Origin of the sequence: Nocardioides psychrotolerans, from assembly GCF_943371775.1 — a bacterium.
GTDB classification, from domain to species: domain Bacteria; phylum Actinomycetota; class Actinomycetes; order Propionibacteriales; family Nocardioidaceae; genus Nocardioides; species Nocardioides psychrotolerans_A.
In genome coordinates this window covers 13,434-39,582 of sequence record NZ_CALRWD010000002.1, presented here as the reverse complement: position 1 = coordinate 39,582, position 26,149 = coordinate 13,434, and the positions used below count along the sequence as shown (strand labels likewise).

Here is a 26,149-nt window from a genome sequence, read left to right as displayed (position 1 = left end):
GTTCCTCCTCCTAGATGGACACGTCCAGGCCCGAGGGCCCGTGTGACGTGCGCAGCTCGACCGGTCTCGACGGGGTCGTCGGGTCCGGGCTGCCATCCCTGGCGGTGGTGTCCTCACGCGTCCGTGCGTGGTGATCGTGGCCGGGCCCCCGCTGGGGCCCGGGGTCGCCCGCGGCGGGGCGGTCGCTCCCCGAGGGGACCTGCTCCCCGGCCGCACGGGCGTAGGTGGCCGCGGTGTCGTCGCGGGTGGTGCTGCGGTCGAGCAGTCCGCCCAGACCGGTGCTGCCGCCGGCGCCCAGGTCGCGGATCGTGACGGTCGCGTCGGCGCCGCCCTGCTCGAGCAGCCGGCGCAGGTCGGGCGAGCTGTGCAGCAGGGCGTCGCGCGCCTCCTGGCCGGCCGCCAGGCTCACCCGCACCTGACCGGCGCGCACCGTGAGGGTCACCCGGACCTCACCGAGCGAGCCCGGGTCGAGCCGCAGCGTCAGGTGGTGGGTGCCGGGGCCCGACGAGGCCAGCCGGGTGACCTCGGGGAAGACCTGGCGGGTCACGGCCGCCGTGGCCGGCGGTGCGGCCGTGCGGTCGACCGAGGCCGGTGCCGGCGCGCTGCTCCCCGTCACGCCGGCCGCAGCCGCTGCGCCGGGATCAGGTGCCGAGTCGGCGCGATGTTGCACGGCGGTCGCCGAGTCGGCGTGTTGTTGCACGGCGGGGGCCGAGTCGGCGTGTTGTTGCACGGCGGTCGCCGAGTCGGCGTGTTGTTGCACGGCGGCGGGCGCGTCGGGCGCGGCGCCCTCGGGGCGTCGTACGGCGTCGGGGCCAGCGGCGGTGGTCGCCGGGTCCGTGGGGGCCAGCGGGGACAGGGCCGCCGGGTCGGCGCCGTGCGCGGCGACCGTCACGTCGGTGGCGCCCTCGAGGAGCGGGGCGGTCCCGTCGGCAACGGGAGCGGTCACGGGACCGGCCGGAGCCGGGACCGGGACCGGGACCGGCAGGCGGCCGACGAGCAGGTCCAGGAGCGCGGGCGGCATCGCCGTGCAACATTGCGCCGACTCGGCGTCCTCCTGGTCAGCCACCTCACCGGCATCGGTGCCCGGTTGCGCCGACTCGGCCGACTCGGCGGGGTCGGCCGGGTCGGTGGGGTCGGCCGGGGCCTGCTGGGCAGGCACACCGGTGCCGGCGTCCTCGACGAGTGCTGCGACCAGGGCGCCGAAGCCCAGGGCCGAGTCCGGGGCGGGGCCGGGCGCCGCACCGGCGGCGCCGGCCGCACCGGGTGCACCGGCCGCACCGGGTGCGACGAGGGGCGGGCCCATCGGGGCGATCGTCATCAGGCTGCCTCCAGCATCGACATGACGGAGCGGACGTAGTTCTGCGTCTCGGGGTAGGGCGGGATGCCGTCGTAGCGCAGCACCGCGCCGGGCCCGGCGTTGTAGGCCGCGAGCGCGAGGGGCGTCGAGCCGAAGCGGTCGAGCAGGTCGCGCAGCAGCCGGGCGGCACCGTCGACGGCCTGCGTCGGGTCGAAGGAGTTGGTGACGCCGAGCCCCTGCGCGGTGCCGGGCATGAGCTGCATCAGTCCCTGGGCGCCGGCCGGGCTGACGGCGGTCGGGTCGTAGCCCGACTCCTGCCTGGCCACGGCGGAGAGCAGCGCGGGGGAGACGCCGTACTTCTGCGCGGCGCCGTTGAAGAGGTCGGCGAACGGGACGCCGCCGACGGCTCCCGCCGGTGCGCCGGTCCGGGTGACCGGGGCGGCCCCGCCCTCGGGCAGGATCCGGCGGATCGCCGTGGGGGTCTCGTAGACGTCGATGACGCGGACGTCGAGGCCGGTGCGCGGCGCCTCGATCATCTGGTTGTTGCCGATGTAGATGCCGACGTGGTTGACCGGTGAGTTGAAGGCGAGGATGTCGCCGGGCTGGGCCTCGGCGAGGGACGCGACCGGCCGGCCGGCGGTGGCCTGCTGGTAGGAGACGCGCGGGATGTCGATGCCGAGGTTCTTGTAGACGAGCTGGATCATCCCCGAGCAGTCGAGGCCCCTCTGGGGGTCGGTGCCGCCCCAGAGGTAGGGGATGCCGAGGTACTTGCGCGCCTCGGCCACGACCGCCTCGCCGCTGACGCCGGCACCGCCGGTAGTGGCGGTGGTGGGGGTGGTGCTCGAGAGTGGGGGGGTGGTCGTCGTGCCGGCCAGGGCGGTCGTGGCGGCCGTGGCGAGCGCTCCGGTGAAGGCGGTCGAGGCCGTCCGCGGCGGGGCGAGCAGCGCCAGCTGGCTCTGGATCATCGAGATCCGGCTGGTGACGTCGGAGACGCTCATGCGTGGCCACCCGTCGCGCGTCGCAGCCACAGGCGCCCGGCGACCTCGTCGAGCTCACGCGCCTCGTCGTGGGCGTCGACCGCGCGACGCTCGTCGACGCGGCTCTCGAGGAGGTTGTCGACGGCGGAGAGGCGGGTCTTGTGCGACTGCCAGTGAGCGTCCGCGCTGGAGCGTACGACGACCGCCTGGTCCACCTCGCCCCGCCGGCGACTGGCGGCGTCGGTGAGCGCGGTCAGGGAGGCGCGCAGGGCCACGAACTGGCCGGCGTCGGTGACGACCCGGCTGCCGTGCTCGCGCACGCTCTGCTCGATCTCGGCGAGCGCCTCCTCGTGGCGGCGCTGCTCGGCGATCGCCTGCTGGAGGCCGAGCCGGCTGTCTCGCTCGCGCACGGCGCGGACGCGCGACACGGCCTGGAGGCCACGGTCCTGCTGGGCGCTGCTCACGGTGCCACCAGCCCCTGCAGACGCGCCCAGGTCTCCTCCAGGGAGGTGGCCGAGTCCATCGGCTGGCGCAGGAAGTCGTTGATCTGCGGCATCCGCGCCAGGGCGGCGTCGGCGTCGGGGTCGGTGCCCGAGACGTAGGCGCCGATCTCGACCAGCTCGCGCACCGAGCGGTGGGCGGCGAGCATTCGGCGCAGCTGGATCGCGGCCTCGCGCTGGACCGGCGTGGTGACCGCCGAGGTGACCCGCGAGATCGACTCGAGCACGTCGATGCTGGGGAAGTGCCCGGCTGTCGCAAGGCGACGGGTCAGGACGACGTGACCGTCGAGGATCGAGCGGGCCGTGTCGCCGATGGGGTCCTGCATGTCGTCGCCCTCCACCAGGACCGTGTAGAGCCCGGTGATCGAGCCCGTGGGCGAGGTGCCGGCGCGCTCGAGCAGCCGGGGGAGCAGGGCGAAGACGCTGGGCGGGTAGCCACGGGTCGCGGGCGGCTCTCCTGCCGACAGGCCGATCTCGCGCTGGGCCATGGCGACGCGGGTCAGGGAGTCCATCATCAGCAGCACGTGCTTGCCGTCGTCGCGGAACCACTCCGCGATCCGGGTCGCGACGAAGGCCGCGCGCAGCCGCTCGACGGGCGGTGCGTCCGAGGTGGCGACGACCACGACCGAGCGGGCCAGGCCCTCGGGACCGAGGTCGTTCTCGATGAACTCGCGCACCTCGCGGCCGCGCTCGCCGACCAGGGCGATGACGGAGACCTCCGCCTCGGTGCCGCGGGCGATCATCGACAGCAGGCTGGACTTGCCGACGCCGGAGCCGGCCATGATGCCCAGCCGTTGCCCGGTGCCGCAGGGCACCAGCGAGTCCAGGGCCCGCACGCCCAGCCCGAGCTGGCGGTCGATGCGGGGTCGGGCGAGGGCGTCGGGCGCCGCCTGCTCGACGCGTACGGCGGGCAGGTCGCGGAGGGAGGGTCCCCCGTCGATCGGGCGGCCGAGGCCGTCGAGCACCCGGCCGCGCAGCCGGTCGCCGACGTTGATCTGCAGGGGACCGCCGGTGTGACGGACGGGGGCGCCGACCTCGAGCCCGGCGGTGTGGCCCAGGGGGAGGCACACGAGCCCGTCGGTGCTGCTGGCCGCGACCTCGGCGAGCACCGGGGTGGGCGCCATGACCTCGAGCAGGTCGCCCACGGCGGCGCGCAGTCCGGTGACCCGCAGGTGGAGGCCGACCATCTCGCTGACGCGACCGAGTCGCAGCGGGAGCACGGAGGTGAGCGCACGGTCGCGCGCCTGGTCCAGCAGGGCGGTCACGACAGCGCCTCCCGCATCCGCTCGAGCGCGGAGCCGACACACAGGTCGACCACGTGGTCGTCGGCCTCGACGACCGCGTCGCCGGGCATGAGCGAGGCGTCGGCGACGACGCGCACCCCCTGCTCGACGAGCCCGCTCACCGCGTCGGCGGTCGCGGCGCAGGGGTGCAGGCGCAGCGTCACGGGCAAGCCGGCGGGCAGCACCCGCAGGGCGCGGCGCACGACGTCCTCGCCGAGGTCGGGGGAGAGGCGGAGCTCGTGGTGGACCAGCGCCTCGGTGAGCTCGCGGGCGAGCAGCAGGGCCTGGTCCTCGACCCGGGTGCTGACCCGGGCGAGCGTCTGCTGGAGGGAGGCCGCGGCCTCGACCAGCGCGTCCAGCGCCGCGCGGTGCTCGGCCTCGCGGCGGACCTCGGCGAGACAGCGCTGCTCCTCGGCCACGGCGGCGACGGCGGCCGCCTCGACGGCCGCCTCGCGACGGCCCTCGGCCCACCCGACGGCGTAGCCCTGGCTGCGGGCGGCCGTGCGGGTGCTCTCGGCGAGACCGGAGAGCACCTGCTCGGTGACCGCGTCGCCGAGCACCGAGCGGTCGCCGAAGCGGGTCCAGGACCCCGAGCGCAGCTCGGGGGTGCCCATGGAGCTGGCCGCGTCGGCACTGGCTCCGCGCAGCACGGCGGCTCCGGTCTCGGAGCCCGTGGCCGGCCCCGTCTCGGGGCGGGCCTCAGTCGACGAACTCATCGTCGTTCCCTCGCCGGACCATGATCTGGCCCTGCTCCTCGAGCTGTCGGATGGTGCGGATGATGGCCTGCTGGGCCTCCTCCACCTGGGTCAGGCGCACGGGGCCGAGCAGCTCGATCTCCTCGACCAGCGTGGCGCCGGCGCGCTCGGAGAGGTTGCCCGTGATCTTGTCGCGCACCAGGTCCGAGACGCCCTTGAGCGCCAGCGCGAGCTCGCCGGTGTCGACCTGGCGCAGCACCTGCTGGATCGAGCGGTCGTCGAGGTTGACGATGTCCTCGAACATGAACATCCGGCTCTTGACCTCGTTGGCCAGGGCGACGTCGAGGCTCTCGAGCCCCTCGACGATCTGGCGCTCGGTCGAGCGGTCGGAGCGGTTGATGATGTTGACCAGGGGGTCCAGGCCGCCGACGCGCGAGAGGTCGGACGGCTGGAGCATCGAGGAGAGCTTGCGCTCCAGGGTCGCCTCGACGGCACGCACGATGTCGGGCGAGGTGCGGTCCATGACGGCGATGCGGTGGGCGACCTTGGCCTGCTGCTCGGGGGGCAGGCCCGAGAGCAGCAGCGAGGCCTTGTCGGGCGTCATGTGGGCGAGCACGAGCGCGATCACCTGCGGGTGCTCGTCGACGATGAAGGAGCGCAGCTGGGCCGGATCGGCGCGGTGGAGGAACTGGAAGGGCATCTGCACGGCGGCGGCGTTGAGCCGCTCCATGATCTCCGCGGCGCGCTCGCTGCCGAGCGACTGCTCCAGGAGCTGCTGGGCGAAGGCGAGGCCACCTTGCGCGATGTGGGCGCGGGCCGTCATGAGGTCGCGGAACTCGGTGAGGACCGACTCGGTCTCGCCACCGCTGATCGAGTCGAGGCGGGCGATCTCGGCGGAGATCGCCTCGACCTCGCTGTCCTCGAGCTTGCTCATGACGGCGGCGGCGCGGTCGCGGCCGAGCTGGACGAGCAGGATCGCGGCCTTGCGCACGCCGATGCCCGCGAGGGTCGTGGTCATCAGGGACGCTCCACGAGCCAGCCGCGCAGCAGCGCCGCGACGTCCTCGGGCTGGCGCTCGACCAGGGAGTTGAGCTCCTCGCGCAGCTCCATGGTCTGGTCGCGCTCGGCCTGCTCGAGGGCGAGCGCCGCCGGCGGCATCTCGAGGGCGGCGGTGCGGGCGGTCGACTCCTGGCGCAGCTGCTCGACGACGTACGTCGTGGCCTTGTCGCGTGCCTTGGCGCGCCGGCGTCCGGTGATCCAGGCCAGCAGCAGCATCAGCACGACCAGCACGCCGAGCCCGATGTTGCGATAGAGCGTGGTCTGCTCGGCCTTGGCGTTCGCGGCGGCGGCGGCCTTGAGCTCGTCGGCCGCGGCCAGCTCGGCGGTGCGGTCGAAGGGCAGCGAGGTGACCTGGACGGTGTCGCCGCGCTTGCGGCTGATCCCGACGCCGGCGGCGACCAGGTCCTGGATGTCGGCGGGTGAGATCTGCTTGGTGGTGGCGGTGTCGAGCACGACGCTGACGTGCATCGAGCGGATCGATCCGGGCGAGGTCTCGCGACGCTCGACGGTGCTGTCGACCGCGTTGTCCTCCGCCGACTGCTTCTTCACATAGCTGGAGGCGTCACCGCCGGTCGCGGTGGTGTCCATCTGGCCGTCCGGACCGACGACGCCGCCGACCTGACCGGTGGCGTCGGGGCCGGTGTAGGTCTCGCTGCTGCTGCTCGAGGACAGCGGCGGGGTGTCCTCGTCGACGGAGAAGTCGGTGGTCTCGACGACGGACTTGTCGAAGTCGAGGTCGGTGGTCACCTGCACGGTGGAGTTGCCGACGCCGACGACCCGGTCGAGCATCGCCTGGAGCCGGCTGTGCAGCTGGTCCTGCATGGCCTCGGTCTGCTGGGTGCGGGTGCTCGCAGCTGCGGCGGCCGAGCCGTCGGGCGCCGAGAGCACGAGGCCCGTGGAGTCCGCCACGGTCACCTTGGTGGGGTCCAGGCCGTCGATGCTGGAGGCGACGAGGTGGACGACCGCCTGCACCTGGTCGGCGCCCAGCGTGGTGCCCGGGCGGGTGGCCACGAGCACGGAGGCCGTGGCCGGGTCCTGCTCGTCGGCGAAGACCTGCTGGGGCGGCAGCGCGAGGTGGACGACCGCGGTCTCGACGTCGTCGATCGCCTCGATGGTGCGCGAGAGCTCGCCCTCCATGGCCCGCTTGAAGTCGGTCTGCTCCTGGAACTGCGAGGTGGACAGGCCCTGGCTGTCGAGCAGCGAGTAGCCGTCCTCGCTGCTGGTGGGCAGGCCCTCGCCGCTCAGGTCGATGCGGGTCGAGTAGACCAGGTCGCGGGGCACCATCACGGTGCCGCCGCCGCCGCCGATCTCGTAGGGGACGCCGCTGGTCTCGAGCTGGTCGATGACCGCGGAGGCGTCGGTGGAGGAGAGGTTGGAGTAGAGCGGCGCCATGCTGGGCGTGGCGGCCCACTTGAAGACCATGAAGCCGGCGAGCAGGAGGGCGGCGGTGCCGAGCACGGCCATGGCCTTCTGGCCGGTGGTGAACGTCGCGAAGGTGCGCTGGTACTTGGCCAGCGAGCGACCGAGCTGCTGCTTCATCAGACCTGCATCCGCATGATCTCGGTGAACGCCTCGACCGCCTTGTTGCGGACGGCGACGGTCATCTGGGTGGTCACGGTGGCCTCGGTGGCCGCGATCGTGTAGTCGTGGAGGTTCTGCAGGTCACCGGTCGCGGCCTTGACGGCCAGCTGGTCGCTGCGGTCCTGGACGCCCTCGAGGCGGTCGATCCCGTCGAGGACCAGGTCGCCGAACGACGCGCCCTGGACACCGGCGGTGGCGCCGGCGGCGCCGACCCCGCCGGGACCTGCGGGTGGGGTGGGGACCTGCGGGGCGACGTACGGCGTGAAGCCCATCGCCTCGATGCCGGAGACACTCATCATCGACCCCCGATCGACAGGGCGCTGGAGTAGGTCTCCTGCGCGTACTTGGTGATCTGGACCGAGGCCTGGTAGCCGCGCTGGGCCATGATCAGCTGGCTCATCTGGCTCGACATGTCCACCGCGGGCGCGCGGACGTTGCCGTCGGCGTCGGCGAGCGGGTGGTCCGGGTCGTTGACGACCGTGCCGGCCGCGTCGCTGAGCGCGATGCCGGCGACCTGGACGCCGCCGCCGGGCCGCGGCGCAGCGGTGACCATCTGGGCCTGGAAGGCGCTCTCGCTGGTCGCGACCACGGTGTTGACGTTGGCGATGTTGTTGGCCAACGAGTCGAGCCACGTCTGGTGCATGCCGAGGCTGGAGCCGGCGATGCCGAGCAGGTCGAAGGCACCCATCAGGCACCGGCCGAGATGCGCAGGATGTCGAAGCGGTCGCTGACCGCCCGCGTCATCATCTGGTACTGGAACTGCGACTGCATCGCGGCGACGGTCTCCTTGCGGAGGTCGACGTTGTTGCCGTCCGGACCCACCGGGGTGTCGGTCGGCGTCGTCGCCACCCCGACCTGGCTGGCGTCACCGGACGAGATGGCCGAGCGCAGCGAGCTCTCGAAGTCGACGCTGGTCGCCCGGAAGCCGGGGGTGTCGATGTTGGCGATGTTGTCGGCGATGACGCGCTGACGCATCGACAGGCCGTCGAGGGCGGCGCCCAGGACCGAGGAGACGGCATCGGTCGCAGCGAGTGCGGGAACGGACACGGCGAGCCTCTCGAGGTGGTCGAGTGGGTGCCGGTCCGTCGGCGTGGGGCGGGGCGAGCGATCCTTGCTCGCAGGGTTGATCGGTCCCGGGGTGGGGGACCTGAGGGAATCCGTGAAGGACCGGTGAAGGTCCAGACCGGAGCCTCAGCAGAGGACGATGGAGAGCCGTCCGGAGCCGTAGCCCGCGATGTCCACGGCGAGGTCCTCGCGACGGCCCAGCGTCAGCGTCCGCACGCGTACGTCGGGTGGCAGCGGTGGGCCGGCCGGGTGCAGGTCGTAGAGCTTGACGTGGGGTGCGTCGTCGACGTTGAAGAGCGAGGCGGCGATGTTGAGCACCTCGTAGAGGTTGTCGCGCAGGGTCTCGTCGAGCGCGCCCTCCTCGAGGGCGGCGTCGGCCGCGCCCGGGGGCATGAGCGCCAGGGCGGCACCGGCCCGTGCGGAGAACTCCAGGTCGCAGGCGATGACGGCGCGCAGCTGCAGGGAGTCGTCGGTGTAGAGGGCGACGCTCGCCGGGGTCGAGGGCCCGGGCGCCAGGGGGCCTGTCGGGCTGAGCGTCACGTCCTTGCCGAGGAGCCCGACCAGCAGGTCGCGCACGTCCTTGGTGATCGGCAGGTGCGTGTCGGTCATCGTCATCGGTCTAGAGCCCGATCCCCGACAGGGCCTCGCCGAACGCCTCGGGCGTGAAGGGCTTGGCGATCAGGAACGCGGCGCCGGCCTGCGAGGCGCGGGTGCGCATCTCCTCCGACCCCTCGGAGGTCACGAACCCGAAGGCGACCTGGGAGCCGGAGGCGCGCAGGCTGGTCAGGACGTCGATGCCGTTCATCTCCGGCATGTTCCAGTCGGAGAGCACCAGGTCAGGTGCCTCGCTGCGCGCGAGGTCGAGCGCCTCCTTGCCGTCCTGGGCCTCGACGATGTCGTGACCGCCGTGACCGGCCTGGCGCAGGGTGCGGATGACGATCTGGCGCATCACGCGGCTGTCGTCGGCGACGAGGATCTTCATGCTGACTCCCGCTTGTCGAGGGTGTGCGCCGGCGCGTCCCGCCGGGCGAGGACGGTGACCCGGAGGGGGGACCCGGCCCAGGTGAGGTCCAGGTGGGAGACCTCGGTGAGGTCGGAGGGCGAGGCGATGGTGCCGCGGGCGACCAACGGGAGCGAGAGGGCGCTCGGCCCGGGCATCAGGCTTTTGACGTTGCCACCGATCATGTTGACCAGCTCGCCCACGGCGTCGGCGACGTCCTCGGTGCTGAGCACCTCGTCGGGGGTCAGCCCCAGCATCCGCTCGGTGGCGGTCTGGGCCACGAGGTCGGGGATCTCGATGGTCACGACGCCGTTCCAGGCGCCGGTCACGCTGGTGGCGGCCGACCAGGTCACGCCCTCGCCCAGCCCGGTGTCCGGGAGGGCGGGCAGGAGGGGGTCCTCGGGACCGAGGAAGGTCGTCCACACCTCGTCGACGACGGCGTGCAGGTCGGTGAAGGAGGGGCCTTCGAGCATCATGCCGGCACCTCCGCCACGAGAAGGCCGAGCAGCTCGAGCTTGTCGACGATGGCGTCGGGGGTGAAGGGCTTGATGACGTACTCGTGGGCACCGGCCGCGAGCGCCCGCACGATCTGGCCGTGCTCGCTCTCGGTCGTCACCATCATCAAGGTGACGTCGCGCCACCGGGCGTCGTCGCGCACCCGCTGCACGAACTGGTAGCCGTCCATGACCGGCATGTTCCAGTCGATCAGGCACAGGTCGGGCACGAGTCCGGCCTCGAGGTGGTCCAGCGCGGCCTGGCCGTGCTCGGCCTCGGTCGTGTCGTAGCCGAGGTCCGTGACGATGCGTCGCAGGATCGAACGCATGGCTCGGGAGTCGTCGATGATCAGCGCGTGCATGGGGTCAGGCTCCTGTCGGGGTTGCCGTGGTCGTGGCGGGGGCGAAGGGGATCCGGTGGGTCATACGGCGGCCCTCGTGGGCGCGGCGAGGCCGAAGGCCCCAGCAGGCTGGACGGGACGGTGGACCTGCACCCGACCGACCGCCTCGCGCTCCCAGCTGTCGGTGAGGTCGAGGGTGGTCTCGGACGAGCCCAGCAGGAGGGACCCGTGGGGTGCGACCCGCGCGTGCACCCGGCGCAGGATGTCGCGCTTGGTGTCGAGGTCGAAGTAGATGAGGACGTTGCGCAGGAAGACGATGTCGAACGTCGGCAGCGGCGGGAACGTCGTGGCCAGGTTGAGGTGCTGGGTGGTGACGATGCGCCGCAGGTCGGCGGAGACCTCCCACTCGCTGCCGACCCGGCTGAAGTAGCGCACCAGGTGCGTGGCCGGGAGGCCGCGGTTCATCTCGACCTGGCTGTAGCGCCCGGCCTTGACCCGCTCGAGCATCGCCGTCGACACGTCGGTCGCGAGGATCTCGGCGGTCCAGCCGAGCGGCAGGTGCTGGTCGAGCAGCATCGAGAGGCTGTAGGCCTCCTGGCCGCTCGAGCACGCCGCCGACCAGATGGAGATGCGACGGGTGGCCTGGTTGGCGGCGATCGCTCGCGGCAGGAGCACCTCGGTGAAGGCCTGGTAGGGCGCGTTGTCGCGGAACCAGGACGTCTCGTTGATGGTCAGCGCGTCGATCGCCTTGCGACGCTCGGCGGCGTCGGACATGAGGCGGCTCACGTAGACGTCGACGTCGGAGTCCCCCGCCTCACGAGCGAGGGGCAGGAGCCTCGCCTCGACGAGGTACTCCTTGCCCGGCTCGTAGAGCATGGAGGTCTCCCGACGGACGAGGTCGGCCACGTAGCGGAAGCTGGACTCTGCGATGCTCACGAGCCACTCATCGGGATCCTGCCGACCATCCTGAGACGTATCGCCGCGCGACCTGGAGGTTGTCCTCAGTCGGCGCGCTCCGGGGCCGATCTGCCCCCCGTGATCAGAGTTCTGGTAGTTGACGACTCAGCCGTGCTGCGCAGGCTCATCACCTCGGTGCTGGCACAGGACCCCGCCATCGAGGTCGTGGGCGCCGCGCGCGACGGGCTCGAGGCGATCGAGATGGTCGACGCGCTCCAGCCCGACGCGGTGACCCTGGACGTGGAGATGCCCCGTCTCGACGGCCTCGGCGCGCTGGCGGTGATCCACCCGCGCCACCCGCGGCTGCCGATCATCATGTTCTCCACGCTCACCGAGCGTGGCGCCGCCAGCACCCTCGAGGCCCTCTCCAACGGGGCGTCCGACTACGTGACCAAGCCGAGCAACACCGGCTCCATGGCCGAGTCGATGACCGAGGTGCGCGAGCAGCTCGTGCCGCGCATCAAGGCCCTGGCCGGCGCGCGCCGCGTCGGCGCCGCGCGCCCCGTCGTACGACGTCAGCCGGCGCCGCGCCGCGCGCCCTGCGAGCTGCTGGTCGTCGCCAGCTCGACCGGTGGTCCTGACGCGCTGGCCCAGGTGCTGGCCGCCCTGCCGGGCGACTTACCGGTGCCGGTGCTCGTGGCCCAGCACATGCCGCCGGTCTTCACCACGATGTTCGCCGAGCGGCTCGACCGGGTCTCCGCCCTGTCCGTGCGCGAGGCGGTCGACGGCGACCTGGTCGTCCCCGGCCTGGTGCTGGTCGCGCCGGGTGATCGACACCTGCGCATCTCGCGGGTCGCCGGCGTCACCCGGGCTCGGCTCGACGACGGTCCGAAGGAGAACTTCTGCCGGCCTGCCGCCGACCCGCTCTTCCGCTCCGCCGCCGAGACGTTCGGGGACGGGGTCGGCGCGCTGGTGCTGACCGGGATGGGTCACGACGGCCTCGCCGGGTGCCGTGAGATCGCCGAGCGCCAGGGCCGTGTCCTCGTCCAGGACGAGGCCACCTCGGTCGTCTGGGGGATGCCCGGTGCCGTGGCCAACGCGGGACTGGCGGACGAGGTGGTGCCCCTGGGCGAGATCGCCGGGCGCCTGGCCTCGCTCGTCGCCGGTCCGCTGCTGCAGCGCTGAGCGACCGCGCGCCACCCGGCATGCCGAAGGGGCCTGACCCACCGGGTCAGGCCCCTCCTGCGTCTGGGTGCCGTCAGGCGCTGATGTCGAAGTAGACCGGTCGGCTCCGGTCGCGGGTCGACACCCGGCCGACGTTGTCGGCGAGGGCCTGCTGGCGGTGGGTGGCGCCGAGGCGCTCGGCCAGGCTCACCAGCAGCTCCTGCTGGCGGGTCAGGATCTCGGTCGCGCGCCCGCGCAGGTCCTCGGGCACCGGGCCGGCGAGGCTGGGGACCTCCCAGACGTCGGTGCGCAGCAGGCCGTCGGTGGCGAAGGCGCGCTCGGCGCGCATCACGTCGAGCTCGAGGCGGTCCAGCTCCAGCTGCCAGCTCTCGAAGTGCGTGTCGATCTGGCGGACGACTCCTCCGCGGTCGACGAACACGGCGAGCTCACCCCGCCAGGGCGGACTGCTGGGCGGCCTGGCACCAGGTGGCGCACAGGTCCATGACCAGGTGCAGGCAGCCCTCGGTGACCAGGGGGTCCTTGCTGATGTTGGCGCGGATCAGCTGGGTGTGGACGAAGTCGTAGATCGAGGCCAGGCCTGGTCCGCCCTCGAAGTCGTCGACACGCAGGCTGCTGCGCAGCTCGAAGACGATCTCCTGGGCGTGGATCAGCTGGCGGTTGGCCTCCTCGATCGAGCCCTCGCGCTGCGCCTCGAGCCCCCGACGTACGTCGAGGACGAGGCGCTCGCAGAGCATCACGAGGAGTCGAGCAGGGCTGGCGGTGGCGACCGATGCATCCATGTATGCGGCGCGCGCTGTGGTGTTCATGGGGTTGCCTTCCTTAGCGTTCCCGTGCGGACAGGTGGTGCGGTCGAGCGGTGCTGCCGGTGGTGCGTCAGCCGGAGCTGTTGGTGGGCAGCGAGGAGAGCTGCCCGGCCAGCCACGAGGACTGGCTGGTCATCTGGTTGAGCGCCGTCTCCAGCGCGGTGAACTGGCGGGTGAGGGAGGTGCGCCTCAGCTCGAGGCGCTGGTCCCACTCGTCGATGCTGGTCTTCATCCGGGTGATCCCGGAGTTGCGGCCGGTGATGGCGGCCGTCAGGGTTCCGTCGGAGGGGTTGCTGGCTCCCTTGGTCACGGTGGCGACGCGGTCGGCGAAGCCGCCGCCGGTCGAGGTGAACTGCTCGGCGACCCCCGCGGGGTCGGCGGCGTAGGCGCCGGCGAAGGCGGCGGAGTCGAAGGTGAGCTTGCCGTAGCGGTCGACCTCGATGCCGAGGTCGGCCAGCGAGGAGCCGTCCGTCGGGAACACGCTGTCGATGACCGCGCTGCGCAGGGCCCGCACCCCGGCGTCGCCGCTCAGGGGCCCCTTGGCCTTGGTCGCGGAGCCGGCCGCCGACTGCGTGTCGATGTCGGTGAGGAGGCTGTTGACCGCGTCGACCAGGCCCTTGACCGAGTTGCTGATGCCGGTGGCGTCGCGGGTCACGCTGATCGTCGAGACCGTGCCGAGGGTGGTCTCCGGTGCGACCGTCAGGGTCAGGCCGGGGACAACGTCGGCGAACGTGTTGGTGGTCGAGCCGACCGAGATGCCGGCGCCGATGTCGATAGCGGCGTCCGTGCCGCTGCGCACCGTGGCGCCGCCCAGCATCGGGCTGAGGTCCTGCGCGGTGAGCGTGAAGTCCTGGGCGGCTCCCGTTGCCGACGACTCGACGAGCAGGCGGTACTGACCGTCGGCCACGCGGACGGCGGCCGCGTGCAGCCCGGTCGCGTTCCCGGGGTCGTTGATGGCGGCGACCAGGCCCGCGAGGGTGCCGTCGCCGGAGTCGATGTCGACGGGGGAGCCGTCGAAGCGGTCGAGCCGCACGACGTTGGAGGCGCCGGTGACCTGGTCGGTGAGGGCGGCCGAGGTGGCGAAGCCCAGCTGGTGGGTCTTGGCGACGGCCGTCACGGTCACCGTCAGGTTGGTGGGCGCGAGGTTGGTCCCGGTGGTCACCTTCACGTCGCTGTCCGACGAGGACGAGACGAGCGGCGCCCAGGCGGTGGGCTTCGCAAGCGCCTCGGCGCGGCTGGCGAGGACAGCCACCTTGGTGTTGAGCGTCTGGAGCGTGGTGACGAGCGACTGCTCCGTCGCGACGCGGGTCTTGAGTCGACTCTGCGGGATCGCCTCCAGCTGCATGAGCTGGTCGATGATGCTGGCGGTGTCGAGGCCGCTCGAGAGTCCGCTGATGCTGGTCGTAGCCACGATGTCCTCCTGCCCTGCAGATGTGGCGTGCCGGGTGGGGACGAGCTGGGGGGGTGCTCGCCCCCACCCGGACGATGGGTGGTGCGGTGCTGCCGCTGAGGCCCCGGACCGGGTGGCCCGGGGCCGTGCGATCAGCCTCGCAGCAGGCTCAGGACGCTCTGCGGGGCAGAGTTGGCCTGGGCGAGCATCGCGGTGCCGGCCTGCGACAGGATCTGCGCCCGGGTGAACTGCATCATCTCCTGGGCCATGTCGGTGTCGCGGATCCGGCTCTCGGCGGCCGAGGTGTTCTCGATGGCCACGTTGAGGTTGTTGATGGTGTGCTCGAACCGGTTCTGCACCGAGCCCAGGTTGGCGCGAGCGGTCGAGATCGCGGTGATCTGCGTGTCGATCGCGCTGATGGCGCTGCGGGCGTTGGCGGCGGTGTTGAAGGAGATGCCGCCGGCGACGGCCGAGCCAGCGGCGCCACCGGTGCCGGGAGCGGTCGTGGCGAGCGTGCCGCCGTTGGTGGCGTTGACGACGAGCTCGTTGTCCTGGTTGACCGTCGCCCGGAAGCTGGCCGCGAAGCCGGAGTCGCTGTTGAGCTTGTCAGCCACCTGCTGGGTGGAGGTGAGGCTGCCCGCGGCGCCCATGGCGACCGTCGAGGAGGCCACGACACCGGTGGTGCTGAAGGACCAGTTGCCCGTGACGGCGGTCGGGGTGACCACGGCGTACTCGTTGCCGCCGCCCGAGGCGAGGGCGGTGGCGACAGCGGCGACGTCGGCGGTGTCGAAGTTGAACGAGATCGTGTTGTCGCCCGACGAGGAGCCGGCGCCGACCTGGAACTCCAGGGTGTTGGCCGAGCCGTCGAGGAGCTTGGTGCCGTTGAAGTTCGTGGCACCCGAGATCCGCGTCAGCTCTGCCTGCAGCTGCGTGGCCTCGCCGGCGATCGCGGTGCGGGCGTCGGCGTTGTTGGTGTCGTTACCGGCCTGGACGGCCAGGTCACGCATGCGCTGGAGGACCGAGTGGACCTCGGTCAGCGCACCTTCCGCGGTCTGCACGACCGAGATGCCGTCCTGGGCGTTGCGGACGGCGACCTTGAGACCGCCGGCCTGCGAGCGCAGGCCCTCGGAGATGGCCAGACCGGCGGCGTCGTCGGCAGCCCGGTTGATGCGGAAGCCGCTGGACAGCTTCTCGAGCGACTTGGACATCTGCCCCTGGGTGACCGACAGGTTGCGGTACGAGTTGAAGGCGTCGATGTTCTGGTTGATGCGAAGGCTCATGATGTTCCCTCCTGGTATGAGTCCCACTGGAGTCCGTCCGTGGACTCCGTGGCATCCAGATCGACCCCGGCCCTCGGGGCCTGAGGAAAACCTGGACCGATTTTCTTTGCACGTCGTTGCGGTCCCGCAACGAGCACGGCCCGCTCCTCGGGTCGAGGAGCGGGCCGGGGTCGGTGCGTGAGCCGGTGGGCGGAGAGCCGTTCAGCCGGTGGCGTCGAGGCGCTGCTTCAGGCCACCGCGCTGCGGGCCGGCGGCGTGCCGCTCGACGACGGCGGCGAAGTAGGCGTCGCGACGACGGGCGGCGCAGCCCTCGGGCCGCGGGTGCGGGGCGACCAGGTCGGGGTCGAGCGCGGTGTTGAGGGCGTCGCGCAGCAGCACCAGTGCCTCGGCCCGGATCTGCGAGACCCGCGACTCCGACACGTCGAGCTCGGCGGCGATCTCGGCCATGGGGCGCTCGGCGAGGAAGTACTCGGTCACGACGACGCGCAGGCGCTCGGGCAGCTCGTCGATGGCCTCGACGAGGTACTGCAGCCGCTCGCGGTGCTCGAGCATGTCCTCGGGGCCGGCGGTCGGGCTCACCAGGGTGTCGGCGAGGCCGGCCTCGGTCGTGCCCTGGAGCGAGAGGACGTTGGCGCGGGCGATGTCTTCGTCGTTGCCCTCCACCTCGGTGACCGGGATGCCCAGGGCCGAGGCGACCTCGGCGTTGGAGGGGCTGCGGCCGAGGGTGACGGCCAACTGGGCGCGGGTGGCGTCCAGGTCCCGGCTGCGACGGCGCACGGCGCGCGACGCCCAGTCGATGCCGCGCAGCTCGTCGAGGATCGCACCCCGGATCCGGGTGGCGGCGTAGCGGACGAAGGGGACCCCGCGGTCCGCCTCGAAGGCGCGCGACGCCTTGACCAGGGCCATCATGCCGGCCGAGCTGAGGTCCTCGCGGTTCACGTGGGACGGCACTCGGGACATGGTCTCGCGGACGATGTGACCGACGAGGGCGATGTTCTCGACGACGAGGGCGTCGGCTGACTCGAAGCTGGCTGTTGTCTGGCTCACATGTGCATCCTGACCCTGTGGGAGGGATGAAGGAAGTATGAAGACGGGTATGAAGGTCGTGACTACCGGGCCCACTCGGAGTGGCCCGATATGACTAGGCGACACCCCAGAAACGACCTCTTAGTAGTGCATCGGCACCGGATGCATGCCGCCGGTGCACTGTCCCTCACTGCTCGGTCCCCTCCGCGGAAGTCCTCAGATGGTGGGGGTCGGTGGCCGATGGAGGTGATGTCGGACTCCGCTGCATGTGAGGAAGGAGGCGTGGTCGCGATGGAGAAGCTCTCCTTGATCCTCTGGCGTGAGCGCGAGCTGCTCGGGCTGCTGCTCTACAAGCTGGAGGTGGAGCAGATGGTGCTCGCCAGCGCCCGCTCGCGGTGGCTGATGCGCGCCGCGCAGGACGTGGAGTCGGTGCTCGAGCTCCTGCGCGAGACCGAGGTCCTGCGTGCGGTGGCCGCCGAGGAGGCCGCTGCCGCTTCGGGCCTGGCGTCCCACCCCTCGCTGCGCGCCCTCGCCGAGTCGGTCGACGAGCCCTGGCGCTCGATCCTGATCGACCACCGTGATGCTTTCGTGAAGATGACCGCCGAGGTGGAGGCGCTCGCCGACACCAACCGCGACCTCATCACCAGCGGCTACCGCGCCGCCCGTGAGGCACTCCTGACCATCGGTGACGCCACCGACAGCTATAGCCCGGACGGGTCCGCGGTCGTGAGCGCGCCCGTGCGGCGGCTGGTCGATCGGAGGCTGTGACGTGGCTGGGACCCTGTCCTCGCTCAACACGGCGCTGACCGCGCTGCGCTTCAACCGCGTCGCCATGGACGTGGCGGCCAACAACATCGCCAACGCGACGACGGAGGGCTACGCCCGGCGCCGCGTGGAGGGCGAGGCCATCGGCGCTCCCGCCCAGCCGGCCATGTGGTCGCGCTACGACGGGGTCGGCGGCGGTGTCGCCACGGGAGCGACCGAGCGCATGGTCGACAGCTTCCTCGACGCCCGTGCGCGCCGGGAGCACGGCGCCCAGAGCTACCTCGACGTGCGCGCCGGCGTGCTGCAGCGGGTCGAGAGCGGCATCGGCGAGCCAGGGGACAACGGGGTGGCCGCCGCGCTGGCGGACTTCCGATCGGGCTGGCACGACCTGGCCAACAACCCCGGGGGAGACGCCGCCCGTAGCCAGCTGCTCGCCCGGGCCGAGACCCTGGCCGGGGCGCTGCGCAACCAGGCCACGAACATCGCGACCGAGCAGTCCGACCAGCGCTACCGCCTCCAGGCGATGGTGAGCGAGGTCAACACGGTCGCCTCCGACCTCGCCGCGACCAACGCCAACGTCGCGGTCGCCAAGCTCAACGGCACCGACGCCGGGACCCTGCTGGACCAGCGTGACCAGCTTGCCCTGCGGCTCTCCGAGCTCACCGGCTCCGTCGCCACGGTGCGCACCGACGGCGGGCTCGACGTGACGGTCGGCGGGGTCGCCCTCGTGACCGGCAAGGACGCGGGCAGATTCGTCATCTCCGGCGGGGTGACCCCGAGCGGTGGGGACGATGGCCAGCCCGTCAGCTTCACCGTGGTCACCGGCGCCACGACCGTCGCGGTGCCCACCAGCCTGCGGGGAGAGGTCGGCGCCGTCGCCGACCTGCTGACCACGACGCTCCCGGCGTACGCCGACGGGCTGAGCGCCGTCGCCCGCACCCTGGCCGACACGGTCAACGCCCAGCACGCGGCCGGCTTCGACCTGGGCGGGACCGCGGGTCAGCCTCTCTTCTCCTACAACGCCTCCGATGCGGCCGGCACGCTCGCGGTCGCCCTGACCGATCCCGCTGGCGTGGCGGCATCGGGGATCACCGGCGGTGGCCTCGACGGCTCCAACGCCGACCTGCTCGGAGTGACCGGCCCGGCCGACGGCGACTACCAGCGACTCGTCAACAGCTTCGGCACCGAGGTCGCCTCGGTGCAGCGGCTGGCGGTCTCGCAGAGCCTGCTGACCCACCAGGTCGACGGTGCCCGCGAGCAGCTCTCAGGGGTCAACCTCGACGAGGAGACGGTCTCCATGCTCCAGGCCCAGCGCGCCTACGAGGCGGCCTCGCGGGTCATGAGCGTCATGGACTCCGTGCTCGACACCCTCATCAACAGGACAGGACTGCTGCGCTGATGACCACCATGCGCGTCACCCAGAACATGCTCAGCGACCGCTCGGTCGGCTCGCTCCAGCTCGGGCTCTCCCGACTGGCCAAGGTGCAGGAGCAGATCTCCACCGGGAGGGTGCTCAACCGTCCCTCCGACTCGCCGACGCAGACCACGGCCGCCATGCGGATGCGCTCCTCGATCGCCGACCAGACGCAGTTCGTCCGCAACGCCGAGGACGGCGTCGGCTGGCTGGGCGTCGTCGACGCGACCCTGGGTGGGATGACCGACCAGGTGCGCCGGGCCCGCGAGCTGGGCCTCCAGGGGGCGAGCTCCGGCACCACCTCGCAGAGCGCCCGCGACGCGCTGGCCACCGAGGTCGAGCAGATCCGCGACGGTCTGGTCGCGGCCGGCAACACCACCTACCTCGGTCGACCGATCTTCGGCGGGGTGACCTCCGGGCCGGCGGCCTTCGACGCCTCCGGGGCCTTCGTCGGCGTGCCCGGCGCCGTCAACCGCACCATCGCCGAGGGCGTGAAGGTGCGCGTCGACGTGCTCGGCACCGACGTCGTGGGTCCTGACGGCGCCTCGCTCTTCGACGACCTCGACGCGCTCGTGCTCTCGCTGCGCACGGGTGACACGCCCGGGATCCGCACCGGTCTGGCCGCCCTCGAGGGACGCTTGGAGGACCTGGGCTCGGTCCGGGCCACCGCGGGTGCGCGCTTCTCCCGGGTCGAGCAGGCCGCGCAACGTGGCCGCGACGCGGTCCTGGACCTCACCACCTCGCTCTCCGAGGTGGAGAACACCGACCTGCCCCGGGCGATGGTGGACCTGAAGATGCAGGAGGTCGCCTACCAGGCGGCCCTGGCCTCGACAGCCCGCGTCATGCAGCCGAGCCTGCTGGACTTTCTGCGATGATCCGCAGTGCTGCCGCCGTCCTCAGGAGACCCATGCCCGACATCCCCGTGATCGAGCTCGTCCAGCCGCTGCCGGGCTTCCCGGACCTGCGGCAGTTCGCGCTCGTCCAGCTCGACAGCCTCGGCGGGAGCGACGACGGGTCCAGCGCGGGGTCCGGCGACGGGTCCAGCGATGGGGGCGTGCTCTGCGCCCTGCGCTCCCTGGAGGACCCCGACCTGCGGTTCCTCGTGCTGCCGCCGTCGGCCTTCTTCCCCGACTACGCCCCGGTCATCGACGACGCGACGGTGGCCGAGCTGGAGATCAGCAGCGCCGACGACGTGCTCGTGCTGGTGGTGCTCAACGCCGGTGACTCGCTCGGGAGCACCACGGCCAACCTCGTCGCGCCGGTGCTGGTCAACACCGTCACCCGCAAGGCGTGCCAGGTCATCCTCGACGACCCGGCGCTCTCCATCAGCACCCCGCTGCTCGGCTGACGCGCCCGGTGATGCGCCCGGTGACGCGCCCGGTGACGCACGGCGGCGCGGGACGTGCCCGCCGTACGCCCGCCCTGGCGGTAGCGTGGGCCCCATGCTGGTACTGAGTCGCCGCGCCGGCGAGAGCGTGGTCGTCGGGGACGACGTGACGATCACGATCCTCGAGGTCCGAGGCGACGTGGTGCGCGTCGGGATCGACGCGCCGCGCTCGGTCGCGGTCCACCGTGCCGAGCTGCTCGAGGCCCTCGAGTCCAGCAACCGCGACGCCGCGTCGCCCAGCGAGCAGGCCGTCGCGTCGCTCGCCGAGGCGCTGCGCAACCGACCGGAGTAGACCAGCTCGGCCCTGCACCCCGAGGGCCGTCCGGATCGCTCAACTCCCCACGGACGGGGCCGATGGGACCTCCAACGCGCTCCGAGCGCAGGGGGAGGACCCATGAACGACGATGCCGAGATCATCCAGGAGTTCCTCGTGGAGAGCCACGAGAACCTGGACCACCTCGACCGTGACCTGGTGGAGCTCGAACGCTCCCCGGGCTCGCGCGAGCTCCTCTCCAGCGTCTTCCGCACGATCCACACGATCAAGGGCACCAGCGGCTTCCTGGCCTTCCACCGCCTCGAGAGCCTGACCCACGTCGGCGAGAACCTGCTGTCCCGGTTGCGCGACGGCAAGATGACGATGGACGCCGACGTCACCCACGTCCTGCTGTCGATGGTCGACACGGTCCGGGCCCTTCTCGAAGGGGTCGAGCGCGACGGTCTCGACACCGATCCCGCGGTCGACGTCGACGTGGTCGTCGCCGCCCTGCAGCGCGTCCTCGACGGTGAAGGGGCCGCAGCCCCGGACGCCGAGGCCGGGGCGCCCGCCGAGGAGTCGGAGCCTGCTCCGGAGCCGGTCGCCGAGTCGGCCCCGGAGCCCGAGCCGGCAGCAGTGCTCGAGCCCGAGCCCGCGCCCGAGCCCGAGGTGATCGAGGACCGAGTGCCGCTCGTGCCCGCCGAGCCCGAGCCGGCCCCGTCCGCGCCGTCCCCGCCCGCCCCGTCCGCTCCCGCCGCCGTGGCGGAGGAGCCGGGGGACGGCACGGAGAAGCGCGGCGTCGTGGACTCCTCGGTCCGCGTCGACATCGAGCTGCTCGACAGCCTCGTCCAGCTCGTGGGCGAGCTCGTCCTGACCCGCAACCAGATCCTGCAGCGCGCCGAGGCCTCCGACGACATCGAGCTCGGCCGCGCCGCGCAGCGACTCGACCTGGTGGCCAGCGAGCTCCAGGAGAACGTGATGCGCACGCGCATGCAGCCCATGGCCCAGGTCTGGTCGAAGATGCCGCGCATCGTGCGAGACCTCGCCCACCAGCTGGGCCGAGAGGTCGAGCTGGAGATGGAGGGCCACGACACCGAGCTCGACCGCTCGCTGCTCGAGGCGCTCAAGGGTCCGCTCACCCACCTGGTCCGCAACGCGCTGGACCACGGCCTCGAGCCGCGCGACGTCCGCGTCGCAGCCGGCAAGTCGCCGGCCGGTCACCTGCACCTGCGCGCCTACCACGAGAGCGGTCAGGTGGTCATCGAGATCGCTGACGACGGCGCCGGCATCGACCCGGTCAAGATCGGTGAGGCGGCGGTGTCGCGCGGCGTCATCACGCGCGAGGCCTTCGCCCGCATGGAGCCCCGCGAGGTGCTCGACCTGATCTTTCGCGCGGGCTTCTCGACCGCGGCCGCGGTCACCAACGTCTCCGGGCGCGGTGTCGGCATGGACGTCGTGCGCACCAACATCGAGCGCATCGGCGGCAGCGTCGACATCCTCAGCACCGTCGGGTCGGGCACCACGTGCCGGGTGCGGATCCCGCTCACGCTCGCGATCATCCCCGCGCTGGTCGTCGCGGAGTGCGGCGAGCGCTACGCGATCCCGCAGGCCAACCTCGTCGAGCTCGTGCGCCTCGAGGGCCAGGACCTGCGCGACAGCGTGGACACGCTGGCCGGTGCCCCGGTCCTGCGCCTGCGCGGTCGGCTCCTGCCGCTGGTCTCGCTCGGCGAGACCCTGACCGGGCTGCGCCCCGAGACCGAGGCCCTCACGGTCGTGGTCGTGCAGGCCGACGACATCCGCTTCGGGCTGTGCGTCGCCGAGGTCCACGACACCCAGGAGATCGTGGTCAAGCCGATCGGTCGACAGCTCAAGGCGCTGCCGGTCTACGCCGGTGCCACGATCATGGGCGACGGCCAGGTGGCGCTGATCCTCGACGTCGGGGGCATCGCCCGGGTCCGGGCGTTGACGCCCACCGAGTTCACCGACACCGCCGCCGTGAGCGCCGATGTCGGCAGCCAGGCGCTGCTGGTGCTGGAGGTCTCCAACGGTCGTCGGGCGGCCCTGCCGCTGACCGCGGTCTCGAGGCTGGAGGAGTTCGACTCCTCCCGCATCGAGCGCTCGGGCTCGAGCGAGGTCGTGCAGTACCGCGACGGCATCCTGCGGCTCCTCCGGCTGGCCCCGGCCATCGGTCTCCAGGACACCCCCGGCGAGCGTGAGCAGATCTCCGTGGTCGTCCACGAGGAGAACGGTCACCGCGTCGGGATCGTCATCGACCAGGTGCTCGACGTGGTCGACGAGGCCATCGTCGCCACCGAGGTGGGGCGCCGCTCCGGCGTGCTGGGCTCGGCCGTCGTGCAGGACCGGGTGACCGACCTGGTCGACCTGGACGCCGTCGTACGACCCCTGGAGCTGATCTCATGACGACCGCCACGACCCGCGAGGTCATGGCCCCCGGCCAGCAGTGCTGCACGTTCTGGGTCGACGGGCTCTTCCTCGGAGTGCCGGTCGAGCAGGTGCAGGAGGTGCTGCGCTACCAGCGGATGACCGCCGTGCCGCGGGCGCCGCACGCCGTGCACGGCCTGATCAACCTGCGGGGCCAGATCGTCACGGCCCTCGACCTGCGCTGCCGCCTCGGGCTGCCGCCCCGTGCCGAGGGTGAGCTGCCCGCCAACGTCATCGTGCGCAGCCGCGGCGAGGTGGTCTCCCTCCTCGTCGACGACATCGGCGACGTGATCACCATCGCCGGGGCCGAGCTCCAGCCCACCCCGGCCAACCTGCCCAGCAGCATCCAGGACGTCGTGCGCGGCGTGATGCCGCTCGACGGCTCGATCCTCCTCGTGGTCGACGCCGACCGCGCGGTCGACGTGGCCACCGCCCCCGAGAACCCCGCTCCTGCCCTCACCCCAGCTACCGCACCCCACACCACAACCGGAGGAACACCGTGACCGAGATGGACACCAGGCCCAGCGTCAACGGCCGCAGCAAGCCCAGGGCCGCGGCGGCACCTCAGGCGGTGGACCTCAGGTCGCTGCCCGGCGTGCTCGACGCCATCCCGACGCGCGTCATGCTCTGCGACCTCGACCTCACCATCACCTACGTCAACGAGGCCACCCGCGAGGGTCTGCTGCGCCTCGCCGACTGGGTCCCGATCTCGATCGACGAGATCGTGGGCGCCAACATCGACATCTTCCACAAGCACCCCCAGCACCAGCGCCAGCTCCTGCGCGACGGCAGCGACCTGCCGCGGCGTGCCAACATCCAGGTGGGTCCCGAGACCCTCGACCTGACCGTCCACGCCATCCGCGACGAGAACGGGACCTACGTCGGCGCGATGGCGACGTGGGACAACATCACCGACAAGCTCGCCGCGGAGCGCCGTCTCGAGGAGTCCGTCACCGACTCGGCTGCCGTCAACAAGGTGCTGGCCGGCCTCGGCACCGCACGCACGGTCGACGAGGCCGTGCAGATCGCGTTGGACACGGTGCGCTCCGAGTTCGGCTGGGCCTACGGGTCCTACTGGGCCATCGACGAGGCCAGCAACACGCTGAAGTTCCAGCTGGAGTCCGGTGACGCGGGTGCGGAGTTCCGCAAGGTGACGTTGGAGGCGTCGTTCGCTCGGGGCGTCGGCCTGTCGGGTCGCGCGTGGGCCAACCAGGACCTGTTCTTCACCCAGGACATCGGCGAGATGACCGACTGCGTGCGGGCCCCGGTGGCCCAGCGGGTGGGGGTCAAGTCGGGGGTCTGCTTCCCGGTGCTGATGGACGGTCAGGTCGTGGCGACCATGGACTTCTTCGCCACCGAGACGCTGAGCCCCAGTGCCGAGCGCCTCGACGCCCTGCGCAACGTGGGTCGGCTGGTCTCCGGAGCGCTCGAGCGCCTGGCCAAGGAGGCCGTGGCCAAGGAGTCGATGGCCGACAACGCCGCGGTCAACAAGGTCCTGGCCAGCCTCAGCGCGGCGTCCTCGGTCGACCAGGCCGTGCAGATCGCCCTGGACACGGTGCGTGCGGAGTTCGGCTGGGCCTACGGGTCCTACTGGGCCATCGACCCCTCCGACAACACGCTGAAGTTCCAGGTCGAGTCGGGCGACGCGGGTCCTGAGTTCCGCAAGGTGACGCTGGAGTCGTCGTTCGCCCGGGGCGTCGGCCTGTCGGGTCGTGCCTGGGCCACCGAGGACCTGTTCTTCACCCAGGACATCGGCGAGATGACCGACTGCGTGCGGGCCCCGGTGGCCCAGCGGGTGGGGGTCAAGTCCGGCGTCTGCTTCCCGGTGATGATGGGGGGCAAGGTCACGGCGACGATGGACTTCTTCACCACCGAGATCCTGCGCCCGGCGCCGGGTCGGCTCGACGCGCTGCGCAACGTCGGTCGTCTGGTCTCCTCCGCCCTCGAGCGGATCGAGAAGGAGAGCCAGGAGCGGGCCGCCGCCGCCGAGATGGCCGAGAAGGTCGACATCGTGCTGGCCGTCGTGCGCGCCGCCAGCGCGGGCGACCTCACGCAGCAGCTCGACGTCGGCGGCGACGACGCCGTCGGCCAGCTCGCCGGCGGCCTCAGCTCCCTGATCACCACGCTGCGCGAGAGCATGATCAACATCGGCCAGACCGCCGACTCGCTCGCCGTGGCCTCCGAGCAGCTGACCATCCTGTCGCAGGGCATGGGGGAGGGTGCGACCCTCACCTCGGACCGTGCCGCGAGCGCCTCGGGCGCCTCGGTCCAGGTCTCGGCGAGCATCCAGACCGTGGCCAGCGCTGCGGAGCAGATGACGGCCAGCATCCGCGAGATCGCCCAGAACGCCACCGAGGCGGCCTCCGTCGCCACCGGAGCGGTGGGCGTGGCCAGCTCGGCCCAGGGCACCGTGGCCAACCTCGGGGAGTCCAGCGCCGAGATCGGCCAGGTCATCAAGGTGATCACCTCGATCGCCCAGCAGACCAACCTGCTCGCACTCAACGCCACCATCGAGGCGGCTCGGGCCGGCGACGCCGGCAAGGGCTTCGCGGTGGTCGCCAACGAGGTCAAGGAGCTGGCCAAGGAGACCGCACGGGCCACGGAGGACATCGGTCAGAAGATCGAGGCCATCCAGGGCGACACCCAGGGTGCGGTCACGGCGATCAGTGAGATCTCCGAGGTCATCGGTCGGATCAACGACATCTCGACCACCATCGCCTCGGCAGTGGAGGAGCAGACCGCCACGACCAACGAGATCGCCCGCAGCGTCACGGAGGCCGCCGCCGGCGCCAACGGGATCGCCTCGGACGTCACCCAGGTCGCGAGCGCCGCCGACGACACCCGTCAGGGTGCGCAGAACACGCTCCAGTCGGCGACCGACCTGGCCACGATGGCCTCCGAGCTGAAGGACCTGGTCAGCCGCTTCACCGTCTAGCAGGTCGAGTCGGCGCGGTGTTGCACGAACCTGTGCACCATCGCGCCGACTCGGCGTCCGGAGTGCGCCATCGCGCCGAC

29 protein-coding genes are annotated in these 26,149 nt (G+C 72.0%); 9 read left to right on the top strand and 20 right to left on the bottom strand.

Annotated elements, in window-relative coordinates:
* Positions 1-10: 10 nt before the first annotated feature.
* From AAG827_RS01030 to AAG827_RS00960, 15 genes are all read right to left on the bottom strand, one after another.
* Entirely contained in the window at positions 11-1,318 is a 1,308-nt protein-coding gene (locus tag AAG827_RS01030; protein ID WP_341923910.1) for a flagellar hook-length control protein FliK, read from the bottom strand.
* The gene (locus AAG827_RS01025; RefSeq protein ID WP_341923909.1) at positions 1,318-2,295 is read right to left on the bottom strand and encodes a transglycosylase SLT domain-containing protein; all 978 of its coding nucleotides are present in this window, start codon (positions 2,293-2,295) and stop codon (positions 1,318-1,320) included. Before AAG827_RS01025 ends, AAG827_RS01030 begins: the two co-directional genes overlap by 1 nt.
* On the bottom strand, positions 2,292-2,738 hold the full coding sequence (locus AAG827_RS01020; RefSeq protein ID WP_341923908.1) for a flagellar export protein FliJ: 447 nt from the start codon (positions 2,736-2,738) through the stop codon (positions 2,292-2,294). Before AAG827_RS01020 ends, AAG827_RS01025 begins: the two co-directional genes overlap by 4 nt.
* Positions 2,735-4,039, bottom strand: coding sequence for a FliI/YscN family ATPase (locus AAG827_RS01015; protein ID WP_341923907.1), 1,305 nt, complete (start codon positions 4,037-4,039; stop codon positions 2,735-2,737). The genes AAG827_RS01020 and AAG827_RS01015 overlap by 4 nt, the downstream gene beginning before the upstream one ends.
* A complete protein-coding gene (locus AAG827_RS01010; RefSeq protein WP_341923906.1) occupies positions 4,036-4,773 on the bottom strand; it encodes a FliH/SctL family protein in 738 nt (245 codons plus the stop codon). Before AAG827_RS01010 ends, AAG827_RS01015 begins: the two co-directional genes overlap by 4 nt.
* A complete protein-coding gene (gene fliG, locus AAG827_RS01005) occupies positions 4,757-5,770 on the bottom strand; it encodes a flagellar motor switch protein FliG (protein ID WP_341923905.1) in 1,014 nt (337 codons plus the stop codon). Before fliG ends, AAG827_RS01010 begins: the two co-directional genes overlap by 17 nt.
* Positions 5,770-7,350, bottom strand: coding sequence for a flagellar basal-body MS-ring/collar protein FliF (fliF, locus tag AAG827_RS01000; RefSeq protein ID WP_341923904.1), 1,581 nt, complete (start codon positions 7,348-7,350; stop codon positions 5,770-5,772). Before fliF ends, fliG begins: the two co-directional genes overlap by 1 nt.
* Positions 7,350-7,688 carry a flagellar hook-basal body complex protein FliE gene (fliE, locus tag AAG827_RS00995; RefSeq protein WP_341923903.1) on the bottom strand — a complete coding sequence of 113 codons (339 nt, stop codon included), beginning with the start codon at positions 7,686-7,688 and terminating at the stop codon, positions 7,350-7,352. The genes fliF and fliE overlap by 1 nt, the downstream gene beginning before the upstream one ends.
* A complete protein-coding gene (locus AAG827_RS00990) occupies positions 7,688-8,080 on the bottom strand; it encodes a flagellar basal body rod C-terminal domain-containing protein (RefSeq protein WP_341923901.1) in 393 nt (130 codons plus the stop codon). The genes fliE and AAG827_RS00990 overlap by 1 nt, the downstream gene beginning before the upstream one ends.
* Complete coding sequence (locus tag AAG827_RS00985) at positions 8,080-8,439, bottom strand: flagellar basal body protein (protein WP_341923899.1); 360 nt, start codon at positions 8,437-8,439, stop codon at positions 8,080-8,082. Before AAG827_RS00985 ends, AAG827_RS00990 begins: the two co-directional genes overlap by 1 nt.
* Before the next feature lie 144 nt (positions 8,440-8,583).
* Complete coding sequence (locus AAG827_RS00980; protein ID WP_341923898.1) at positions 8,584-9,066, bottom strand: hypothetical protein; 483 nt, start codon at positions 9,064-9,066, stop codon at positions 8,584-8,586.
* A gap of 10 nt (positions 9,067-9,076) precedes the next feature.
* The gene (locus tag AAG827_RS00975) at positions 9,077-9,439 is read right to left on the bottom strand and encodes a response regulator (RefSeq protein ID WP_341923897.1); all 363 of its coding nucleotides are present in this window, start codon (positions 9,437-9,439) and stop codon (positions 9,077-9,079) included.
* Positions 9,436-9,930, bottom strand: a complete 495-nt coding sequence (locus AAG827_RS00970) for a chemotaxis protein CheX (protein ID WP_341923896.1) — start codon at positions 9,928-9,930, stop codon at positions 9,436-9,438. The genes AAG827_RS00975 and AAG827_RS00970 overlap by 4 nt, the downstream gene beginning before the upstream one ends.
* A complete protein-coding gene (locus tag AAG827_RS00965; protein ID WP_341923895.1) occupies positions 9,930-10,313 on the bottom strand; it encodes a response regulator in 384 nt (127 codons plus the stop codon). Before AAG827_RS00965 ends, AAG827_RS00970 begins: the two co-directional genes overlap by 1 nt.
* A 60-nt stretch (positions 10,314-10,373) precedes the next feature.
* On the bottom strand, positions 10,374-11,228 hold the full coding sequence (locus AAG827_RS00960) for a protein-glutamate O-methyltransferase CheR (protein WP_341923894.1): 855 nt from the start codon (positions 11,226-11,228) through the stop codon (positions 10,374-10,376).
* A gap of 99 nt (positions 11,229-11,327) precedes the next feature.
* Here AAG827_RS00960 and AAG827_RS00955 point away from each other — a divergent pair, with 99 nt between their 5' ends.
* Positions 11,328-12,374: a chemotaxis response regulator protein-glutamate methylesterase gene (locus AAG827_RS00955; protein ID WP_341923893.1), complete on the top strand. Its 1,047-nt coding sequence runs from the start codon at positions 11,328-11,330 to the stop codon at positions 12,372-12,374.
* Positions 12,375-12,447: 73 nt separating this feature from the next.
* Here AAG827_RS00955 and AAG827_RS00950 read toward each other — a convergent pair whose 3' ends face one another.
* From AAG827_RS00950 to AAG827_RS00930, 5 genes are all read right to left on the bottom strand, one after another.
* Positions 12,448-12,792: a hypothetical protein gene (locus AAG827_RS00950; protein WP_341923892.1), complete on the bottom strand. Its 345-nt coding sequence runs from the start codon at positions 12,790-12,792 to the stop codon at positions 12,448-12,450.
* A 7-nt stretch (positions 12,793-12,799) separates the two neighbouring features.
* Positions 12,800-13,180, bottom strand: coding sequence for a flagellar export chaperone FliS (locus AAG827_RS00945; RefSeq protein ID WP_309649192.1), 381 nt, complete (start codon positions 13,178-13,180; stop codon positions 12,800-12,802).
* Between the two features lie 67 nt (positions 13,181-13,247).
* Complete coding sequence (fliD, locus tag AAG827_RS00940) at positions 13,248-14,588, bottom strand: flagellar filament capping protein FliD (RefSeq protein ID WP_341923891.1); 1,341 nt, start codon at positions 14,586-14,588, stop codon at positions 13,248-13,250.
* Between the two features lie 131 nt (positions 14,589-14,719).
* Complete coding sequence (locus tag AAG827_RS00935; protein WP_341923890.1) at positions 14,720-15,847, bottom strand: flagellin; 1,128 nt, start codon at positions 15,845-15,847, stop codon at positions 14,720-14,722.
* Positions 15,848-16,048: 201 nt separating this feature from the next.
* The gene (locus tag AAG827_RS00930) at positions 16,049-16,894 is read right to left on the bottom strand and encodes a sigma-70 family RNA polymerase sigma factor (RefSeq protein ID WP_341923889.1); all 846 of its coding nucleotides are present in this window, start codon (positions 16,892-16,894) and stop codon (positions 16,049-16,051) included.
* A 270-nt stretch (positions 16,895-17,164) separates the two neighbouring features.
* Between AAG827_RS00930 and flgN the strand changes: the two genes are divergently transcribed.
* From flgN to AAG827_RS00890, 8 genes are all read left to right on the top strand, one after another.
* On the top strand, positions 17,165-17,641 hold the full coding sequence (gene flgN / locus AAG827_RS00925) for a flagellar export chaperone FlgN (RefSeq protein ID WP_341924037.1): 477 nt from the start codon (positions 17,165-17,167) through the stop codon (positions 17,639-17,641).
* A 1-nt stretch (position 17,642) separates the two neighbouring features.
* On the top strand, positions 17,643-19,037 hold the full coding sequence (flgK, locus tag AAG827_RS00920; RefSeq protein WP_341923888.1) for a flagellar hook-associated protein FlgK: 1,395 nt from the start codon (positions 17,643-17,645) through the stop codon (positions 19,035-19,037).
* Positions 19,037-19,927: a flagellin gene (locus AAG827_RS00915; RefSeq protein WP_341923887.1), complete on the top strand. Its 891-nt coding sequence runs from the start codon at positions 19,037-19,039 to the stop codon at positions 19,925-19,927. The genes flgK and AAG827_RS00915 overlap by 1 nt, the downstream gene beginning before the upstream one ends.
* A 32-nt stretch (positions 19,928-19,959) precedes the next feature.
* A complete protein-coding gene (locus tag AAG827_RS00910; protein WP_341923886.1) occupies positions 19,960-20,400 on the top strand; it encodes a flagellar assembly protein FliW in 441 nt (146 codons plus the stop codon).
* Positions 20,401-20,494: 94 nt separating this feature from the next.
* A complete protein-coding gene (csrA, locus tag AAG827_RS00905; RefSeq protein WP_341923885.1) occupies positions 20,495-20,731 on the top strand; it encodes a carbon storage regulator CsrA in 237 nt (78 codons plus the stop codon).
* Positions 20,732-20,833: 102 nt separating this feature from the next.
* Positions 20,834-23,113 (top strand): chemotaxis protein CheA, encoded by a 2,280-nt coding sequence (locus AAG827_RS00900; protein WP_341923884.1) that lies wholly within the window; start codon positions 20,834-20,836, stop codon positions 23,111-23,113.
* Positions 23,110-23,637, top strand: coding sequence for a chemotaxis protein CheW (locus tag AAG827_RS00895; RefSeq protein WP_341923883.1), 528 nt, complete (start codon positions 23,110-23,112; stop codon positions 23,635-23,637). The genes AAG827_RS00900 and AAG827_RS00895 overlap by 4 nt, the downstream gene beginning before the upstream one ends.
* Positions 23,638-23,642: 5 nt before the next feature.
* Positions 23,643-26,069, top strand: a complete 2,427-nt coding sequence (locus tag AAG827_RS00890; protein ID WP_341924036.1) for a methyl-accepting chemotaxis protein — start codon at positions 23,643-23,645, stop codon at positions 26,067-26,069.
* Positions 26,070-26,149 lie beyond the last annotated feature (80 nt).

Bases quoted from the DNA above. Each gene is read 5' to 3' on its own strand.
- AAG827_RS00975 (WP_341923897.1), bottom strand. From the start codon at position 9,439: ATGAAGATCCTCGTCGCCGACGACAGCCGCGTGATGCGCCAGATCGTC.
- AAG827_RS00945 (WP_309649192.1), bottom strand. From the start codon at position 13,180: ATGAACACCACAGCGCGCGCCGCATACATGGATGCATCGGTCGCCACC.
- AAG827_RS01030 (WP_341923910.1), bottom strand. From the start codon at position 1,318: ATGACGATCGCCCCGATGGGCCCGCCCCTCGTCGCACCCGGTGCGGCC.
- AAG827_RS00990 (WP_341923901.1), bottom strand. From the start codon at position 8,080: ATGGGTGCCTTCGACCTGCTCGGCATCGCCGGCTCCAGCCTCGGCATG.
- AAG827_RS00980 (WP_341923898.1), bottom strand. From the start codon at position 9,066: ATGACCGACACGCACCTGCCGATCACCAAGGACGTGCGCGACCTGCTG.
- fliF (WP_341923904.1), bottom strand. From the start codon at position 7,350: ATGAAGCAGCAGCTCGGTCGCTCGCTGGCCAAGTACCAGCGCACCTTC.
- AAG827_RS00970 (WP_341923896.1), bottom strand. From the start codon at position 9,930: ATGCTCGAAGGCCCCTCCTTCACCGACCTGCACGCCGTCGTCGACGAG.
- AAG827_RS00890 (WP_341924036.1), top strand. From the start codon at position 23,643: ATGGACACCAGGCCCAGCGTCAACGGCCGCAGCAAGCCCAGGGCCGCG.
- AAG827_RS00895 (WP_341923883.1), top strand. From the start codon at position 23,110: ATGACGACCGCCACGACCCGCGAGGTCATGGCCCCCGGCCAGCAGTGC.
- AAG827_RS00935 (WP_341923890.1), bottom strand. From the start codon at position 15,847: ATGAGCCTTCGCATCAACCAGAACATCGACGCCTTCAACTCGTACCGC.
- AAG827_RS00910 (WP_341923886.1), top strand. From the start codon at position 19,960: ATGCCCGACATCCCCGTGATCGAGCTCGTCCAGCCGCTGCCGGGCTTC.
- fliE (WP_341923903.1), bottom strand. From the start codon at position 7,688: ATGAGTGTCTCCGGCATCGAGGCGATGGGCTTCACGCCGTACGTCGCC.
- AAG827_RS00900 (WP_341923884.1), top strand. From the start codon at position 20,834: ATGAACGACGATGCCGAGATCATCCAGGAGTTCCTCGTGGAGAGCCAC.
- AAG827_RS00965 (WP_341923895.1), bottom strand. From the start codon at position 10,313: ATGCACGCGCTGATCATCGACGACTCCCGAGCCATGCGTTCGATCCTG.
- fliG (WP_341923905.1), bottom strand. From the start codon at position 5,770: ATGACCACGACCCTCGCGGGCATCGGCGTGCGCAAGGCCGCGATCCTG.
- csrA (WP_341923885.1), top strand. From the start codon at position 20,495: ATGCTGGTACTGAGTCGCCGCGCCGGCGAGAGCGTGGTCGTCGGGGAC.
- AAG827_RS00915 (WP_341923887.1), top strand. From the start codon at position 19,037: ATGACCACCATGCGCGTCACCCAGAACATGCTCAGCGACCGCTCGGTC.
- flgN (WP_341924037.1), top strand. From the start codon at position 17,165: ATGGAGAAGCTCTCCTTGATCCTCTGGCGTGAGCGCGAGCTGCTCGGG.
- AAG827_RS01010 (WP_341923906.1), bottom strand. From the start codon at position 4,773: ATGAGTTCGTCGACTGAGGCCCGCCCCGAGACGGGGCCGGCCACGGGC.
- AAG827_RS01025 (WP_341923909.1), bottom strand. From the start codon at position 2,295: ATGAGCGTCTCCGACGTCACCAGCCGGATCTCGATGATCCAGAGCCAG.